The sequence below is a fragment of the Anatilimnocola aquadivae genome (genome assembly GCF_049819085.1).
GTDB lineage: Bacteria > Planctomycetota > Planctomycetia > Pirellulales > Pirellulaceae > Anatilimnocola.
Map to the genome: position 1 here is coordinate 1224109 of NZ_CP187419.1, position 17987 is coordinate 1242095.

At 58.0% G+C, this 17987-nt stretch carries 18 protein-coding genes; 4 read left to right on the forward strand and 14 right to left on the reverse strand.

Annotated elements, in window-relative coordinates; genetic code table 11:
• The first annotated feature begins 6 nt into the window (after positions 1-6).
• Positions 7-579, forward strand: coding sequence for a hypothetical protein (locus NA78x_RS04780; RefSeq protein ID WP_425617283.1), 573 nt, complete (start codon positions 7-9; stop codon positions 577-579).
• Here NA78x_RS04780 and NA78x_RS04785 read toward each other — a convergent pair whose 3' ends face one another.
• The 4 genes from NA78x_RS04785 to NA78x_RS04800 all read right to left on the reverse strand — a co-directional run bounded on the left by NA78x_RS04785 (position 580) and on the right by NA78x_RS04800 (position 4678).
• The gene (locus NA78x_RS04785) at positions 580-1362 is read right to left on the reverse strand and encodes a hypothetical protein (RefSeq protein WP_425617284.1); all 783 of its coding nucleotides are present in this window, start codon (positions 1360-1362) and stop codon (positions 580-582) included.
• A gap of 315 nt (positions 1363-1677) precedes the next feature.
• Entirely contained in the window at positions 1678-2901 is a 1224-nt protein-coding gene (locus NA78x_RS04790; protein WP_425617285.1) for an MlaD family protein, read from the reverse strand.
• A gap of 71 nt (positions 2902-2972) precedes the next feature.
• Positions 2973-3809: an ABC transporter ATP-binding protein gene (locus NA78x_RS04795; protein ID WP_425617286.1), complete on the reverse strand. Its 837-nt coding sequence runs from the start codon at positions 3807-3809 to the stop codon at positions 2973-2975.
• Positions 3809-4678, reverse strand: a complete 870-nt coding sequence (locus tag NA78x_RS04800) for an MlaE family ABC transporter permease (RefSeq protein WP_425617287.1) — start codon at positions 4676-4678, stop codon at positions 3809-3811. The genes NA78x_RS04795 and NA78x_RS04800 overlap by 1 nt, the downstream gene beginning before the upstream one ends.
• Before the next feature lie 249 nt (positions 4679-4927).
• Between NA78x_RS04800 and NA78x_RS04805 the strand changes: the two genes are divergently transcribed.
• A complete protein-coding gene (locus NA78x_RS04805; protein WP_425617288.1) occupies positions 4928-6064 on the forward strand; it encodes a GspE/PulE family protein in 1137 nt (378 codons plus the stop codon).
• Between the two features lie 3 nt (positions 6065-6067).
• On the opposite strand, the gene NA78x_RS04810 is transcribed toward NA78x_RS04805, so the two are convergent.
• From NA78x_RS04810 to NA78x_RS04845, 8 genes are all read right to left on the reverse strand, one after another.
• The gene (locus tag NA78x_RS04810; RefSeq protein WP_425617289.1) at positions 6068-6385 is read right to left on the reverse strand and encodes a Rieske (2Fe-2S) protein; all 318 of its coding nucleotides are present in this window, start codon (positions 6383-6385) and stop codon (positions 6068-6070) included.
• A gap of 117 nt (positions 6386-6502) precedes the next feature.
• Positions 6503-7825, reverse strand: a complete 1323-nt coding sequence (gene sufD / locus NA78x_RS04815) for a Fe-S cluster assembly protein SufD (RefSeq protein ID WP_425617290.1) — start codon at positions 7823-7825, stop codon at positions 6503-6505.
• A 2-nt stretch (positions 7826-7827) separates the two neighbouring features.
• Positions 7828-8055 carry a hypothetical protein gene (locus tag NA78x_RS04820; protein WP_425617291.1) on the reverse strand — a complete coding sequence of 76 codons (228 nt, stop codon included), beginning with the start codon at positions 8053-8055 and terminating at the stop codon, positions 7828-7830.
• Between the two features lie 13 nt (positions 8056-8068).
• Positions 8069-8563, reverse strand: a complete 495-nt coding sequence (locus NA78x_RS04825; RefSeq protein ID WP_425617292.1) for a hypothetical protein — start codon at positions 8561-8563, stop codon at positions 8069-8071.
• A 57-nt stretch (positions 8564-8620) separates the two neighbouring features.
• Entirely contained in the window at positions 8621-10036 is a 1416-nt protein-coding gene (gene sufB, locus NA78x_RS04830; protein ID WP_425617293.1) for a Fe-S cluster assembly protein SufB, read from the reverse strand.
• A 116-nt stretch (positions 10037-10152) separates the two neighbouring features.
• Positions 10153-10983, reverse strand: coding sequence for a Fe-S cluster assembly ATPase SufC (gene sufC / locus NA78x_RS04835; protein WP_425617294.1), 831 nt, complete (start codon positions 10981-10983; stop codon positions 10153-10155).
• Positions 10984-11097: 114 nt separating this feature from the next.
• Positions 11098-11727, reverse strand: coding sequence for an NADH-quinone oxidoreductase subunit B (locus NA78x_RS04840; RefSeq protein WP_425617295.1), 630 nt, complete (start codon positions 11725-11727; stop codon positions 11098-11100).
• Between the two features lie 78 nt (positions 11728-11805).
• A complete protein-coding gene (locus NA78x_RS04845) occupies positions 11806-12531 on the reverse strand; it encodes a helix-turn-helix transcriptional regulator (RefSeq protein WP_425617296.1) in 726 nt (241 codons plus the stop codon).
• Between the two features lie 906 nt (positions 12532-13437).
• On the opposite strand from NA78x_RS04845, the gene NA78x_RS04850 reads away from it, so the two are divergent.
• Positions 13438-13728, forward strand: a complete 291-nt coding sequence (locus tag NA78x_RS04850; protein ID WP_425617297.1) for a small basic protein — start codon at positions 13438-13440, stop codon at positions 13726-13728.
• Between the two features lie 99 nt (positions 13729-13827).
• A complete protein-coding gene (gene larA / locus NA78x_RS04855; protein ID WP_425617298.1) occupies positions 13828-15099 on the forward strand; it encodes a nickel-dependent lactate racemase in 1272 nt (423 codons plus the stop codon).
• Positions 15100-15127: 28 nt separating this feature from the next.
• On the opposite strand, the gene NA78x_RS04860 is transcribed toward larA, so the two are convergent.
• Both NA78x_RS04860 and NA78x_RS04865 read right to left on the reverse strand, forming a co-directional pair.
• Entirely contained in the window at positions 15128-16420 is a 1293-nt protein-coding gene (locus NA78x_RS04860) for a glucose-1-phosphate adenylyltransferase (RefSeq protein WP_425617299.1), read from the reverse strand.
• A gap of 334 nt (positions 16421-16754) precedes the next feature.
• The gene (locus tag NA78x_RS04865) at positions 16755-17912 is read right to left on the reverse strand and encodes an ATP-binding protein (protein ID WP_425617300.1); all 1158 of its coding nucleotides are present in this window, start codon (positions 17910-17912) and stop codon (positions 16755-16757) included.
• Positions 17913-17987: the final 75 nt, after the last annotated feature.

Genomic DNA, 17987 nt, shown 5'->3' on the forward strand with positions numbered 1-17987 from the left:
CGCGTTATGCTCGCCACCTACGGACAGCCAATTGATGAACTTCTTTCGCCGCCTCGCCGCTGCGAACTCAGCCCGGGTCGAGCCAATGAAGCCGCGCGGCCAAAGTTGGCGGCACTGACGATCGCGAACGCGTTTGCTGGACGAAATGTAGTCGACCAAGACGCAGCCCGCTGTTGCCTCTCGGGACTGTGGCTGCTGCATGACTTTCTCGACGAGTCGCACTCACTGAGCCAGGAAATTGAAACGCCTGACGGCAGTTACTGGCACGGCATCATGCACCGCCGCGAGCCCGACTATGGGAATGGCAAGTACTGGTTCCGGCGTGTGGGTTCGCACGCCGTGTTTCCGGAGTTGCAGGCCCGAGCCCAAGAGTTGATCGCCACTCAGAGTGCGCAGGATTCAGTTGCAGAGCAGATCGCTGCGAACAGTGCCTGGGACCCATACCTGTTCATCGATTGGTGCGAACAGATTGCTCGCGGCAAAGCCAGTCAGCGGGAACTGGCTGAAGAGATTTCGCAGGCGGAATGGCACCTGCTGTTTGAGCACTGCTATGGTCGTGCGACAGGGACGAGCAGTTAACTACTTCCCGCCGCGCAAGAACGCGATGATCTCGTCGTTTGTCTTGAACTTGCCGAGCATCGACTTTTTGCCATCGCCACCGGCAGCAGCGGGAGCCGGTTCGGGCTCTGGCTCTGGAGCCGGCGGGGGTGCTTCGACCTTGGGAGCCGCCTTGGCGACGGGGGCTTCGGCTTTCGGAGCAGCCGGGGCTGGTTTCGCGCCCCCCTTAGCAGCGGCGAGGATCTCGGCGGCGCTCATCTTGCCGGCGGGCTTGGCCGGAGCAGCTTCCACTTTGGGTGCTTCGGCTTTGGGTGCAGCCGGGGCTGCCTTCGCGCCACCCTTGGCAGCAGCGAGGATATCGGCGGCGCTCATCTTGCCGGCAGGCTTGGCAGCCGGTGTAGAAGCGGCACCACCCTTAGCGGCAGCAAGGATGTCGGCGGGGCTCTTGGCAGCCGGTTTGGCTCCGCCCTTGGCAGCGGCCAGAATATCGGCCGCGCTCTTTCCTGCGGGCTTGGCCGGGGCGGCTTCCGCCTTGGGAGCAGCTTCCTTGGCGGGCTTCTTTTCCGCCTTGGGTTCGGCCTTTGGCAGCGGAGCGTCGATGACCTTCAAAAAGGCGGGATCGATATCGTACCAGCCAATGTTGTTGTGGCCGTCGAACTGCACCAAGGCCCGACCGCTGAAATTCACGGTCTTGACGGTGCCGGTTTGGCCGTCGAACCGCCGCAATTCGGGGCGATTGGCATCGACCACCACGTATTTGTCGGTCAACTGTTTTTGCAGCTTCAGAATGTTGTCAAAGACCATGGTGGTGCGGCAGTTAGGCAAAACGGGTGAACAAAACCGGGAATTTCGGAAGTCCCAATTCTCTCGTCTGACCGCGTCGAAAACAAGGGCCGGTGAGTGACCAGACATGTGTTGATTCTTGGTCCGACGAAGGGTGATCCGTCGCCGTAAGTCTCCTGCGACCGCAAAAGAGGGGTGTTCAACAATGAGAGCCATTGCTGAACAGGATTAGGCATATTCCTCGGGTTTGGCAGCGTTTGGCGTTCAACCATCGGCCCGTGGTTGAACACTTAGGAGCGAAAACGGTGCGAGTGGAACCGCACTTACGTCGAGTCACTACCGCTTCAGGATCGGCATGGCGGGGCGAGACGAGTGGAGCTGCGACGGCGGGCAGTATTCTTCTTCGCCCAGTTCGTAGCCATTGCCTTGAATGAACGAGTCGCCGCCGTAGGAAGCTTGCTTGGCACCGACGCCAAGTGGCCGACCGTCGAGAGCACCCTTGACGCCGAGTTGGCGAGGATCGCGGGCAATCTTGTCGGTGAAGATCGTGACGTTTTCGAGGATGGGCTTCACCTTGAATGTGATCTCTTCGATGTTCGTCAGCGAGCGGTTCAGCTTTTGATACAGCTCTTCGTCGTTCATCAGCCGGCCGAGCGTCCCTTGCTTGCTGTTGAGATTGTCGGTGAACTCGACCAACTGTTCGAGCAGAGCGTTGACATTGGCCAAGCTGCCATCAAGGTTCTCGACCAGCTGCGGACCTCGCTCGCCGAGCGGACGAGTAAAGTTCTCGAGGTTTTCGAGATTGCGCCCGGCGCGATCGGTCACGGTCTTCATGCCGGCGAACGATTCGTTGGCTTGACGCAGGGTGTCGCGAGCTTCGGCGAACAGCTGGGGTACATCGCGCATGGTTTGCTTCAAGCCGTTACGCAGTTCCGGATCGCCGAACAGATCGTTCATCGTGGCCATCGTGTTGTTGAACTGATCGAGGGCGCGTTCCGACTTTTGCATGATGCGGGGAATCTGATCGTCGTTGTTGGCGACCGCCGAGTTGAGCGTACTGGCAGCCCGTTGCACTTCGTGGCCGGCATCGCGAAACGACTGCAGAGCGAGCTTGATATCGTGCTCGAGGTTGACGACGACGTTCATGGGGTTGCCAGCAACGACGCCATTCTGAATCTCCGCGCCCGATTCGAGCGGGCGGGCATTTGTCGATTCAACACCGGGAACAAACTCAAGCAGGGCATCGCCCAACAGTGACGTCGTGCCCACGCGGCAGTACTCGCTATCGAGCACCGAGAACTGAGAGTCGATGTCGGTGGTCACTCGCACGCCCTGAGGCTTGAGCAATTCGACACGCGTGACGCGGCCAATCGTGATGCCGCTCTTGCGCACGGGGGTGCCGACGGAAACGCCAGGCGCTTCGGGAAACAGGACGTAGATCACTTTTTTCTGCGCACCCGGGAACGGCATATCGCCCATCAGCATGACGAGGATGCCGGTGACCAGGATCGCGGCCAGGACCACGACACCGACGCGTAATCGTAAGGTTCGTTCGTCCATGGGGAAGGGGCTAGGAGCTAGGGACTAGGGGCTGGTAAATGCAGAATTAAAAAGGCAGAACGCAGAGTTTCTCACAGGTCTTCATTCACAATGCCGCGGGCTTCGCGCAGTTCCATCAGGCGTTGGCCTGCTTCACCGCGGACGAATTGCCGCACACGTTGATCGGGATAGTTTTCGAGTTCGCTGGGGGGGCCATCGAAAATGATTTGCGATTCGTCGCCACGCAAGCGAGGCAGCGGATAGAGCATGATCACTCGGTCGGCCACTTTGCGAGCCGTTCGCATGTCGTGTGTGACCACCAGGCTCGTAACCTGGTGCTGGCGTCGCGTGCGCATCATCAGTTCGTTAATGACGTCGCTCATGATCGGGTCGAGGCCAGTCGTCGGCTCGTCGTAAAGCATCATCTCGGGATTCAGGATCAGCGCGCGGGCCATGCCAACACGTTTGCGCATACCGCCCGAGAGTTCCGCCGGCTTTTTTACGACGACCGAATCGGGCAAGCCGACTTCCGCCAGGCGATCGAGCACCAGGCGCTTCACTTCGAGTTCGCTGGGCTTGCGATGTTGCCGCAACGGAAACGCGACGTTCTGGCCAACCGTCATGCTGTCGAATAGGGCAGCGTTTTGGAACAAATAGCCGAAGCGAATCCGCTGCGTGACAAGGTCGCGATCGTTTAATTTCGTGAAGTCGCGGCCGTCAAACTGGACTTCGCCTTGCGACGGGCGAATCAAGCCGATGAGCGTTTTGAGCAACACCGTTTTGCCGCAGCCGCTCTCGCCGATGACGGCCAGTGTTTGCCCCTTGGGCACATTCAGGTCGATATTGCGCAATACGCTCTGTCGACCAAACTGCACGCTCAGTTTGCGAATCTCCAGGACGTTCGGCAGGTTCGAAGCGGGCATGGCCATTAGAACAGCGACTCCGCTTCCGGGTACATGCGGTAGTAAGCGTTGTACAGCAGCTGGCCCAGGACCAAGTCGATGATCAGGATCATCACAAACGAATACACGAACGACGCTGTCGCTGCGCGCCCCACGCCTTCGGCCCCAGGTGTGCAATTGAAGCCGCGATGGCAGCTGATGATCGCGATGGCCGCGCCGAAGAAAAAGCTCTTCAGCACGCCACTGAACAAATCGAAGATGTTGACGAAGCGTTCGGTGTGAAACCAGAAGTAGTGCTTATCGACATCGAGAATGACGACGGCATGAAAATATCCGCCCACCACGCCCATGTAGTCGGCCATGATCGTCAGCGTGGGAATCAGGAAGATGCAGGCGAGAAATCGCGGCACCACCAGGTAATGAATCGGATCGGCGCCCATGCTTTCCAGGGCGTCAATTTGTTCGGTCACGCGCATCGTGCCCAACTCGGCCGACATCGCACAGCCAACGCGGCCAGCGAGCATCGTCGCGGCGAGCACCGGTCCGAGTTCGCGCAGCAGCGTCTTATTGATCACCGCGCCTAGGTACGATTCGAGATTCAAATCCTTAAACAGGAAATAGCTCTGCATCGAGAGGACCATGCCGATGAACGTGCCGGTCAGCGCGATCACAGGCAGGCTCAGCACGCCGACCTGATAAAAGTTCGGTAGCAGCGTTTCCCACTTTGGGGCGCGAAAGAACAGCCAAGCCAGTGTACGGAAGAAGAAGATCGTGATGTCGCCGACGGTGCTCACACCATCGACCACCACGCCACCCCAATCGGCTAGCGCGTCGCCCACGGCGGTCGTTTGCTGACCGTTGGTTGGGGATTGCGAAAGGGATGAATCGCTGGCCATGATGGGACGTCACTCACTGGATATTGCTGGCAGTTGCGTGCGATCAGTAGACCGATGCCTGCCGATTCGGCGCGCGGTGCCTCGCATGGTGTTTTCGGCTCGCAGGCTGGGTAGAGTTGAGAAACTTTGCCGGTTAAATCGATTTTGTCGTCGCTAGCATTGTGGCGCGATAGTCATGAGATTGATCCACAACTTAGTTACCTCGCTGTCTCGTTCCTGACCAGTTCAACTGGGAAAGCTTGCTTTCGCATGCCAGCAACTTCGATCACCTCGAATCTGCAGCAGTTAGATCCCAAGGATCTGAATTATGCGATGCAGTTTGTCGATCGCCTGCTAGCGGCGGCCGACCAAGTGCGCGCCAGCGACGTTCATCTGCAACCAACGCTGGCCGGAATTGAGATTCGGTGGCGACTCGACGGCGTGCTGCAACTGGTCGGCACGTTCTCGCGTGGCGAGGGAACCGATGTCGCCGCCAGACTGAAGGTGCTGGCGCGATTGCTCACCTATCGGACTGACATTCCGCAGGAAGGACGCATCCCCGCCGTTGATACGCGGGCCGAGATGCGCGTCAGCACGTTTCCGTCGCTGCATGGCGAGCGGGTCGTGATCCGCCTGTTTGTGGCACCGCAAGAGTTGCTGCACATTGACGACTTGCAGCTACCGGACGAAATCTCGAACGCACTCCAGCTAGCCCTGCAGCGAACGAGCGGAGCGATCTTGATCACCGGTCCTGCTGGCGGCGGCAAAACGACGACCGCCTACGCTTGCTTGCGGCAGGTGGTGCAGGCGACGACAGGGGCTCGCAGTATTGTCTCGCTCGAAGATCCCATCGAAGTGGCCCTTGACGGCGTTTCGCAATCGCAAGTGAATCCCGCCGCGGGCTTTGACCTGGCAAGTGGCTTGAGAGCACTGCTGCGGCAAGATCCCGAGGTGGTCTTGCTCGGCGAAGTCCGCGATCAACCGACGGCGGCCGCGGTCTTTCAAGCGGCTCTCACCGGGCAGCTTGTCATCTCCACCTTTCACGCCGGCAGTGTGTGCGAGGCGATCTCACGCCTCGCCGAGATGGGAATCGAGCCGTATCTCCTGCGCAGTGGACTCGCGTTACTGCTTCATCAGCGGTTGCTGCGAAAGCTCTGCACCTGCGCAGGCACCGGCTGCGATCGTTGCCAACGGAGCGGCTACTCCGGACGAATCGCCACCGCTGAGATGCTGCCGCCACTCACGGGCGAGCTCACTGCAGCGGTGCTGCGTCATGCAGATGCTGCTGAGTTGCAGAAACTCGTCGAAGCAGCGGGGATGGTGCCGCTGAAGGAGAGAGTTGCAGCGCTGGTCGAGCAGCGCGTAACATCTCAAGCCGAAATGATCCGCGTGCGGGGCGTACTTTGAGCTTTACTCTTCGCTCAACTTAATCCACACCCAACCATCGCGCACTTCCACCTGATGAGCGGCGGTGTCTTCGGTGGCGGGCATCGTCAGGGCTTTGCCAGTGCAGATATCGAACTTCGCGCCGTGTCGCGGGCAGGCGATCGTGTGATCGTCGAGTTCGCCGTCGCTCAGCGGACCACCGTCGTGCGTGCAGACGTCGTCGATGCAAAAGAACTTGCCGTCCTTGTGAATCAGTACCACGACGCGCTCACCCACTTCGAGCAATTCTTTGCCCGGATCGGCGAGTTCGGCGGCGGGAACGGTTTTCACAAAATCGGGCATAGGAAGAAGTTTCGAGTTTGAAGTTTGAAGTTTGAATTTCGTAGTTAGCAGCGAGGGAAGAACGAATGGCACAGGAGCTCGAAAGCCAACTACAAACTTCGAACTATGAACTTCGAACTAGCTGTACTCTCGCACGCGGCGGAGGATTGCGTGACCGAGGGCATTGCGGACGCTTTCGATAGTGATGCGATCGAAGATCTGTTGAAAGAACCCGCTGACAATGATGCGAGTCGCTTCTTGCCGCGTGAAGCCACGAGCCTGGGCGTAGAAGATGAGTTCTTCGTCAACCTTGCCCGTCGTGCTGCCGTGCGTGCAGCGGACGTCGTCGGCTTCGATTTCCAGGCCAGGAATCGAGTCCGCCCGGGCTTCGGTGCTGAGCATCAGGTTGTCGTTGCGTTGATAGCCGTCGGTCTTCTGAGCCAGCGGATCAACCTTGATCATGCCGCGCCAGACCGTGCGAGACTTGTCCTGCAACGCGGCCTTATACAAAAAGTCGCTGCGGCAGCCGGGGGCCGCGTGATGTTGCAGCGTGTGATACGAAATGTGCTGCTTGCCTTCGGTAAAGAGCACGCCGTTCACCTGGCACTCGGCGCCCTTGCCGCACAGTTCGACGTGTTGATTCACCTTGCTGAGGCGACTCCCCATTGCGGCAATCGTCCATTGCAGGGTCGAGTCATGACCGACGAGGGCCTTTTGATGGGCAAAGTTCCAAACCTGGTCGGACCAGTTCTGCAAACTCACCAGCCGCAACATGGCCCGTGGGGCAAGAATCACTTCGGTCGCACCATTATGAAAACCGGCTCCGGTCGCGTCAGCGGCAACGGGCAAGCTGGCTGTCTCGCACATCACGGTTGCTTCGGCCCCTTCTTCAAGCACGATCAGCGAGTGACTGAGATCGGCTCCGCCACCACTGAGCGCCGAGATGAAATGGAACGGATCGCCGATGCTCACATTCCGCGGCACATACAGAAAATGACCACCCGACCAGCAAGCGCCATGCAACGCAGCAAAGCGGTCGTACTCGGGATTTACCGCGCGGGTGAGCAGATATTTCTGGACGAGGTCGCCATGCGTCTTGGCCACTTCATCGAGGCTGCCGAAGATCACGCCCTTCTCTTGCCACTTCTTATCGATCGTTGCCGACTGCGGCCGTCCATCGACCGAACTGACTTGCCCAGCGAGTTGCACACCTTCGGAAAGGAGCGAAGGTATCGCAACGTCCGGCTTCGCAGCATCGACGGGCAAACCAAACTGGCTCAGCTTGAGCAGGCGGATATCGGTACGAATCCACTCTTCGTCATTGCGAGCTGGCCAGTCCATCCGCTGAAATGCTTCCCAGCTATGCTTGCGCAGGTTGACGAGCCACTCGGGCTCGTTGCGCGAACGGAGGAAGGATTCAAAGGCTTCGGTTGAGAAGGATGCAAGGTACGTGGCCGACATTTTCAGGAATGCTTTCCGTTCGATGGCTTCTTTATCTTTTTCACTGGGGAACATCCGTTGGACGTTTTGCCGTAACCGGTTGTGACATTCTTGTGAATGACTTGCCCGTTCTCGTCGACAATGCCGCTCCGCAGCAAATCCGCAACTCTCTCTTCCATCGGCCGGGCCCGAGCTACTTTGAGAATCTCGCGCGCCTTGGCAATGGTATCTGCATCTGCACGTCTGACCATGCTGTAGCTCCTGCTATTCGACCAGTTCCACAGTGTGGATCATTTGATAATTTCTCACTGCGATTTGAACATGGCTCTGATCTCGGATAAGCGACCCCGGAAAAATAGGATCACCCTCTTCGAACGGAGCACAAACCGTGTCGAACTTGATGATCGCTAGCCCGTCAACGCTTTCCATTTTGGCGACGAATCGATCGATCACAAGCCGATCTAAATCACGCAGGCCGGATTTTCGATTGGCGGGCATCTTCCAGTTCAGCTCGCGATATTCCTCAACGAGACTATCGTACTCGTCCCGAATCAGACCCAAGTAATCACTATCTGCCAAATCCAAGCATTTGCCCAGTTCGAGCTCAACCCGCAAAATCGCGGCGTCACCCTTAACATTCTTCGCAGCCCACTGCCGCGCTCTTCGCTTATTCCGCTCCCAAAAGTAAATGCCTTTGCCAAGCCAATCGTAAGGGTTCTCGCTCGGCTTCCAGTCCGCAATTTTGATATCGCCGCGCACGAGCGCTTCGGCAAAGTCTCGCTGGCACGCATGAAACCCAGTGACCCGAGCCATGCACTACCCAACCGAGCCTTCCATTTGCATCTGAATCAGCCGGTTCATTTCGACGGCGTATTCCATCGGCAGTTCCTTCACCAGCGGTTCGATGAAACCGTTGACGATCATGGCCGACGCTTCCGCTTCGGTCAGACCGCGGCTGGTGAGATAGAACAGCTGTTCTTCACCAATGCGCGAGACGCTCGCCTCGTGACCGATTGAAACATCCTGCTCGGCGATTTCGAGGTAGGGGTAAGTATCGCTGCGGCTCTTGTCGTCGAGGATCAGGGCGTCGCAAACGACGCTTGTCTTGACGTTGGTCGCGCCCTTTTCGACGCGAACGAGTCCACGGTAGCTGCTACGACCGCCACCCTTCGAGATGCTCTTGCTGATGATCTGGCCCGTGGTGTTCGGGGCACAATGCACCAGTTTGGCACCAGCGTCTTGATGCTGATGAGGACCGGCAAACGCGATCGAGAGGATCTCGCCGCGAGCACCTGGCTCCATCATGTACACGGCTGGGTACTTCATCGTCAGCTTGCTGCCGAGGTTGCCATCGATCCATTCCATCGTGGCATCGGCGTAAGCCATGGCCCGCTTGGTCACCAAGTTGAAGATGTTATTGGCCCAGTTCTGAATCGTCGTGTAGCGGCAACGAGCACCACGTTGCACGCTGATTTCGACCACAGCCGAGTGCAAGCTTTCGCTGCTGTACATCGGAGCCGTGCAACCTTCGACGTAGTGAATGCTGGCCCCTTCATCGACGATGATCAGGGTCCGTTCGAACTGACCCATGTTCTCGGCATTGATGCGAAAGTAAGCCTGCAGCGGGAATTCGATCTTCACGCCTGGTGGTACGTAAATGAACGAACCGCCCGACCACACAGCCGAGTTGAGCGCGGCGAACTTGTTGTCGGAAGGAGGAATGATCTTGGCGAAGTACTTCCGCACGAGTTCGGGATGTTCACGCACCGCAGTGTCGGTGTCGGTGAAGATCACACCCTTGTCGGTCAGGTCTTGCTTGAGTGAGCCGTAGATCACTTCGCTTTCGAACTGCGCCTTCACACCCGAGAGGAACTTGCGTTCTGCTTCGGGAATGCCCAGTTTCTCAAACGTGTCTTTGATTTCCTGGGGAACTTCGTCCCAGGTCTTTCCCTGGCCCGTTGTCGGCTTCAGGTAGTAATAGATGTCTTGAAAGTCGAGCGAGATATCGCCGCCCCATTTGGGCATCGGCTTGCTGAAGAAGATCTCGAGCGATTGCTGGCGAAACTCGCGCATCCAATCGGGTTCGTTCTTCATGTCCGAAATCTGATGCACGATTTCGGCATCGATACCTTTGCGAGCCTTGAAGACCGGCTTGCTGTCGGTATGGAAGTCGTACTTATTGATTTCCCCAACGGGGTTCTCAATGGTGGGGAGCGAGGTTTCAGTACTCATGGCTGACTCTTACCTAAAGTGACCGCTGGAAAGTCGCGATCGCTTTTGATGATTTGCTGCGCTTGAATCGTGTGATCGAATGGTTGTTGATGACGAGTGAAACTCAACTAGCAAAACTAGTTGGAAGCACCCGCGGCCAGTTCTTCTTTGGCTGCCATCAAGCGATTTTCCTCGGCGGCATCGGGATAGGTGCGCCGAACGCGGTCGTAACCTTCGGAATGGAGTTCGACGGCCAATTCGGGGCCGCCCGTTTCGACAATTCGGCCGCCAAGCATCACGTGCGTGTACTCGGGCGGGTTGTGTTCGAGCAGTTTGTCGTGGTGCGTGATGATGAGCAGGCCCATCTTCTCGCGGCCGATCTCGGCAATGCTTTGGCTGGCGAGACGAACCGCATCGGCATCCAGACCGGAGTCGGTTTCGTCGAGCACGGCGATCTTGGGTTGCAGCATGGCCATTTGCAGAATCTCGGCCCGCTTCATTTCCCCGCCCGAGAAGCCATCGTTGACATAGCGGCGGGCAAAATCGGTATTCATCCGCAGCTGCTCCATCTTGGCCTTCAGCTCTTTGCGGAACTCTCGCATGGGCATCAACTCTTCGCCCTCTTTGCGTTCCGGATTGCGGACGTTGGTCGCCGCATGACGCAAGAAGTCGGCCAGCTTGACGCCGGGAATCGCTACCGGACGTTGGAAGGCATAGAACAAGCCCAGGCGAGCGCGCTGGTCGGGCGACATCTCTTGCAGATCGACGCCATTGAGCGCGATCGTCCCTTCGGTCACTTCGTACTTGGGATGACCCATGATGACGAGGCCGAGCGTACTCTTGCCGCTGCCATTGGGACCCATGAGCGCGTGAGTTTCGCCGCGACGAACCGTCAGGTTCACGCCACGCAGGATGGGCTTCCCTTCCACCGAGCAATGCAAATTGGTGATGACGAGCGTATCGGACATGTTCTGCTTAAAACCTATTCTGACTGTTTAACCGCGCCGCTTGCGGCCGTTGAACTGAAAATACACTCTCGATGCTGATCAACCCTAGCAAGCGCTTGGGTTAAGCAGCAAGGATTAACCGGTAATCTTCTGGTGATCGTAAACGGGCGTCTTGTCGACGTCGGTCGACACAAAACCCGAGTGATGCGGAATGGGCAATTCGTCTTCGCTCTTCTGACCAAGCGTGAGCCAACCAGCTTCGCCGGTCTGACGTTGCTTGCCGATTTTGTGACCGCGAATCTTGTCTTGGATGCGCATCAGCCCTTCGAGCAGAGCTTCTGGGCGGGGCGGGCAACCAGGAACGTACACATCGACGGGCACGACCAGGTCGACGCCCTTCACCACGTGATAGCCCCACTTGAAGTAAGGACCACCACCGACGGTGCAGGCACCCATGGCAATGACGAACTTCGGGTCGGGCATCATGTTGTACAAGCGGCGAACACGGCTGGCCATTTTGTAGGTCACCGTGCCGGCTACGATCATCAGGTCGGCTTGGCGAGGCGTGGCGCGGAAGGCACCGGCACCGAAACGATCCATGTCGTAACGGCTGGCACCAGCGGCCATCATTTCGATCGCACAGCAGGCCAGACCGAAGGTCATGGGCCAAATGCTCGACTGGCGAGCCCAGTTAATGGCCTGCTCGAGCGTGGTGGTGAACACACCTTCTTCAATGCGAGCTTCGATCCAAGGTTGAGTCGACATTTTGTTCTTCTTACGCGTGTTGGATGTTCGTTTTGCCGGGCCGTAAAACTGGCGAAATTGCCAGCTGCGGCAAGCTCGTCAGGATACCGCAGTTGCAGGCACTTCGGCCAGCGGCCCGTTGGAAATAGAGACAGGTGAAATCGACTCTGGAGAAAACGCCGTCGGGGAAAAAGTGCAGCAGTGGTCACCGTTCAACCGGCAACTGGCCAGCTTCACGTTTTCGCCCAGTAACTCGGAAAACATCATCCGTTCCATGGCACAAATACTTTGGTCCTGCTCGGCCAAGTCCGGATAGGGACAGGCATGGGCGCTCAGAACCGGCAGGCTTCGTTCGTGGCCATTATCCAGCGAGGTCGAGGGAACGTGTTTGACTTCAAACGGAATCTGCCGGGCCGTGAACATCTCCGCCAGCGATTCCATGCGTTCGCCGACCGAATCGCCGTGGATGTGCTCGGCATAGCTTTCGGCCATCCGCTTGCTGAGCCGCTTGAGCAGCCCGCGGCGAATCTCTTGGTCTTTGATTTCCCGCACTTCCTGCCAGAGGGCAACCGCCAGATCGGCGAAATTGGCTCCCGCCGAGCGGCGTCCCAGTTCCGTCAGTTTGTACTTATGGCTTGGTCGACCGCGGCCGCCGGTGAGAGCTTCACGCTCGATCAGGCCCTGCGACAGCAGTCGAGTTAATCGCTGGCGCACAGCAGTTGCCGTAACGCCTGTCTGCGAAATGAGTTGTGACACACTGAGGGCCGACTGCTTACGCAGCAAATCCACGATTTGCAGGTCGGAGGTTTCAGTGGCTTCAGTCACGGTTCGTCAATCCAGGCAGGCGACAGTGTGCTGCGGAACTACCACTATGGTATGCGTGGCAGGCTTTTTGACAAGCGGTTATGTCTAAATTATCACGACGCAATTCCCGCCTCGAGTTCCGTTTTGTCGAATGGAAGGTAACTTCCCCTTCCTGTTTCTGTTCACCAAGCCGACTGAACAGGGCTCGGGGCGATAACTTTTTCGAGCGTTTTGTCGATTTTCCGGATCGTCACAAGGTCTTTATTTAAAGGTGTTTATGTCAATAAAATCAGCGATCACTGCGATTTCTTGATAACCAGTTGATAACCACTTTTCGCCCCCCTTTTGACCCACCTGAACAGTGCCGAATCTCGCCTTTCTACGCACGGCAATGGCAGGCCTGTTTCCCTTGGTGTGATGGTCCCTGGCCGCGTGTTGCCGACTTAAGAATCCACACGAAGCGAATGTTATTTACAGAGTCGCTCTCCATCTCAGCCTCACTTGTCAATCGCATTGCAGTCTAATGTCCATAGCATGTCCGTGATAATTATATATCATTCAGCGACTAGTCTGGTCACGCGCGAGCGGGGACTGCAACCGCTCACGCAAGCAGGTCATGCGAGCCTTGGGAAGCTTCCGCCGAGCTGCGGTGGCGATGAGTTCGCCGCTGGCGATTCGATCGGCTGTTTCCTCTTCAATTAGCCCACTACCAGCCTTTAGTTCCCGTTGCGAACCTGCGGGGGCATTCCTATAATGGTCGATTCGCCTCACAGGAACCACTTGCGCACGTGGACCTTGGGACGAATCAACCTGGCTGAAAACACCGTGGAAAACTCCCTTTTTGGCAGCTGCCGGGGCCCGTTTTCACAGATTTTTAAAGACCGATTTTTGAGACGGCCCGCTGACGAGCGGCCGGGAGATGCAGTCATGACGATTGATAAGAGCTTGAAGGTTAAGGGCAGCGGTAGTCAGAACCGGAACGTGCTGACCCGGGCCGAACGCGTGGAACAACTCAAGGCCGCCGACAAGTTCAAGGATGGCGACAAGGTCCTGGGCTTGCCCAAGGTCCGCGTCATGAAGCTCTCGATGAAGAAGAAAAAGAAGGTCAAGACCGAAGAAGGTGCCGACGCCAAGGCTGCTCCAGCCAAGGGCGGAGCCAAGGGTGGCGCTGCAGCCAAGCCAGCCGCCGCGGCTGCAAAGCCCGCTGCCAAGAAGTAATTCAGGCATCGACCTGCAATTCTCCTCGCGCAACTTGTGCGAGGAGATCGGTCCGTGTGCGGTTTCGCTTGCTCATCGAAGACTTCCCGAGGTGTCGCCATGCGCGTCAAGCTCGAGTATGGCCGCACGGGACTTTACGCCGACCTGCCTGCGGACCGCGTCGTTCGCACGCTGCACTACAAAGACGCCCCGCCACTGCCCGATCCAATTGCGTCGCTCGCTGAAGCCCTCGCTCAGCCCATCGGCACCCAGCCGCTGGCGGAAATCGCCGCCGGCAAACGAACCTGCTGCATCGCCATCTGCGATATCACTCGCCCAGTTCCCAACGAACTGATCCTACGCCCCTTGCTCGCCACGCTGGAAGCCAGCGGCATTCAGCGGCAAGACATTCTCATCTTGGTCGCCACCGGACTGCACCGCGAAAGCACGCCGGAAGAAAAGCTCGAAATGGTTGGCAGCGAGATCGTCGCCAACTATCGCGTGGAAGATCACCGGGGCCAGAATCGTGACGAGCATACCTATCTGGGCGAAAGTCCGCGCGGCGTGCCAATCTGGATTGATACTCGCTATGTGCAGGCCGATTTGAAGATCACCATCGGGCTGATCGAGCCCCATTTCATGGCGGGCTATTCCGGCGGGCGCAAACTCATCTGCCCAGGACTCGCGGCCCTCGAAACGGTGAAGGTCTGGCACGGCCCGGCCTTCCTGGAGCATCCCAAAGCGGAAAGTGGCTCGCTCGACGGCAACCCGGTGCATGAAGAGAACACCTGGATCGCCCAGCGTGCAGGCTGCGACTTTATCGTCAACGTGATCATCGACGCGCTACGTCGTCCGCTCAAGTTTGTCGCCGGCGACATGCTGGCTGCCTTTGCCGAAGGAGTCGCCTTTTGCAGCCAGGTGGTGCGCGACTATTTGCCCGAGCCCGTGGAGATTGTCGTCACCAGCGGAGCGGGCTATCCACTCGATACTACCTTCTATCAAGCCGTGAAGGGCATGAATGGGGCCCTGTCGATCATCAAGCCGGGCGGCACCATCATCCTCTGCGCGAGCATGAGCGAAGGGATCGGCAGCCCGCAGTTTCAGCAGTTGTTTCGCGAGAACAGCACGCTCGAAGGCTTCATGCAGCGCATCACGGGCGAAGGTTACTTCGTCATGGATCAATGGCAGCTTGAAGAGTTGGCCAAGGTCCGGCGCAAAGCCCGCGTGAAGGTCGTTACCGATGGGCTGCCTGCCGAAACGCTCCGCGGCCTGTTCGTCGAATGGGCCCCCAGCATCGAACAAGCCGTCGCTGATTCACTCGCCGAATACGGCCCTACCGCGAAGGTCGCCGTCATTCCCAAGGGCCCCTACGTGCTGGCCCAATTGGCCTAGCCCCTACCTACTACTAGGCGAGCCCGTTTTACAGCCGGAAGTTGTCCGGAATCATGCCGTCTTTGACAACGCAGGGGATGCCGTCGCGGATGATACAGGCTTCGTCTTCGCCACGGTTTTCGACGTGTTGCTCGTTGACGATCCGCACGCCTTTACCAATGCGAACATTCTTGTCGATGATCGCCCCTTCGATATACGAGCGATCGCCGATACCCAGCTGCGGAGTGCCAGCTCCGGCATGTTTTCGCTTCACGCCATCGGTGTCGTAAGCATCGGCACCCATGATGACCGTGTTACGAATGGTAACCCCTTCGCCGATGATCGTCCGCAAGCCGATCACGCTGTTCTCGATCACCGCCCCTTGGCCGATCTGGCAACCGTCCGCAATCAAGCTACGCTTGATGGTAGCGCCGTCGAACATGGTCGGTGGCAAGAACCGTGGACGCGAGTAAATCGGCGCGACGGCTGCCGAGAGATCGAACGGCGGATGTGTGCCGGCGAGGCTCAGGTTGGCTTCATAAAACGCTTTGATCGTGCCGATGTCTTCCCAGTAGCCATCGAACATGTGCAGCATCACGCGTTTCGAACGCACGACGGCGGGGAAGATTTCTTTGCCGAAGTCTGGATAGTCGGTCTTTTCGAGGGCTTCGACGAGCATGTCGCGATTGAACAGATAGATGCCCATGCTGGCGATCAGGTCGCGCCCCTTGCTGGCGATGCCGCGGGCATCGATCCAACTGGGTTCCATCTTGACCATGTCCATTTCTTGGTGCGTTTGCGGCTTCTCCAAAAAGCCTTGCACGCGCCCTTCGTCATTGATGCGCATGATGCCGAAGCCCTTGGCAGCTTCGCGATCGACGGGGATGCCCGCGATGGTAACGTCGGCTTTGCTTTCTTGATGCGTCTTGATCATCTGCTGATAGTCCATGCGATACAGTTGATCGCCGGAGAGAATCAGCACGTAGTCGATACCAGGCTGTTGCAGATAGCGCAGGTTCTTGCGCACGGCATCAGCGGTTCCTTGGTACCAGTCTTTCTTCTCGTCGTTCGTGGTTTGCTGGGCAGCCAGCAACTCGACAAAGCCACCGCTGAAGTGATCGAAACGGTACGTCTGGCGAATGTGCCGGTGCAAGCTGACCGACATGAACTGCGTCAGCACGTACATGCGATTCAGGCCGCTGTTGATGCAGTTCGACAGCGGAATGTCGATGAGCCGATACTTGCCCGCGAGCGGCACCGCAGGCTTTGAACGGAACTTGGTCAAGGGATACAGACGAGTGCCGCGACCGCCGCCCAGCACGAGCGAGATAACATTGCGCATGATCAACTTCTAGGACGTGAATGGGCGAGGGAACGGGCAGGAACACTAGCCATCAAGGCACGCAAACAACAGACCGAGTAGGCGGGGAGAGGAGCGCCTACGCGGCCTGGGCCCTTAACATAGCCGGAAGAGCTCTATGGGGCAAGAACCGCCCCAAAATAGCCTTTGTGGGATCGGAGTCAGCCGATGGGAGGCGGATTGTGACAGACAGGCGAATCCCTGGCAAGACGCAACCAAGCAATTTGCGCAGGCAGGCAAGAAATAGCGCATTTGGCCGCTTTACCGAGGATCGGCAGCGCGAAAGAAAGGAGCAGGAACTAATCCGTAGCCACAACTAGATATCGAGCTCGTCCAGCTTATCGAGCAGGCTATCGAGCTCGTCTTTAGGCTGAGAACTGCCACCCTGACGCTTGGGCAACCCCACTGTCGCCCCGACGGCAGTGCGGCCAGCAAGTTGCAACTGCTCGTCACGCTCGCGAATCGCAGCCTGTTCTGCTGATTCGCCCGTATCGGGAGCACCGAACAGGCGCGACAGGTCGATCTTCATGCTGCCCGCAACTTCCGGCGACCCAGCAATCGACGGAGTCTTGTGCTGGGGAAAGATGATCGCGTTCTCGGGGCAAACGCGACTGCACGCCGGGCATCCTTTACGGCAGTTATCGGGCTGCTCGACCAGAATCGTATCGGCCCCGTCGAGACCATAAACTCCAAACAGGCAGAAGTCGATGCACTCCATGCAATTGGTGCAGCGACTGTAATCGATGACCGGGTACCAACGACGATCTCCCACTTCTTCGATGCGAATGATCTGCGACGGAGTCTCGCCTTTCGCATCGGCCGACTTGCTTTCCGTCAGGAACGAAAACGGTGCGTTCACTGGCGCGAGATTCGGGGGGCCGATGATGGGCAAAGCCGTCGAATTTGTCGGCTCGGCAAAGCGAGCGAGTGCCGCCGGCGAAGGACCAGCCGGCTTACTCCCCATGCCGCCGAGTCCACCCAGCCCGAGCAGTTGCATCGAGGCTTCACGGGCAATCCGCTTTACCTCTTCCACAAACGCTTCGGCCTTCGGTTGCACGCGCAGGTCGAGGCAATAGATTTTGCGATTGGGCAGATCGCGCGAATCGTTGACGCGAGTTTTCTCGGCGGCTGCCGCTTCCTCACTTTCGGCGGTATCGCTTTCCTCGTCCTCGTCCGTTTCTTCATCCGCCGACTTGAGGAGAGAAGTACCTTCTTTGCCCCGAATGCCCATCCGATCGAGCGTCCAGCGCGTGGCGCGATCGAAGAGCCAGGCCAGGACGATCATGTTGCCTTTGATGTTGGTCAACGCGAGAGTGCCGGTGCCATCGGGCTTAAGATCGTACAGGTGTGGGACAATGACCAGATCGATGCCGGGCTCCATGAGGAGGGCAGCAGCGATGTCTTCTTCCATCTGGCGCTTGGCCGGATGTTGGCTCTGGCCTTGCGAGAGGACGACGGCGATGCGTTTGGCCATGATGTTCGTTCAACCGAGAAGGACGCGAAGTTGGCGGGCGAGTTGCTGACTCAGTGCGGCGAGCCCGATCACCTA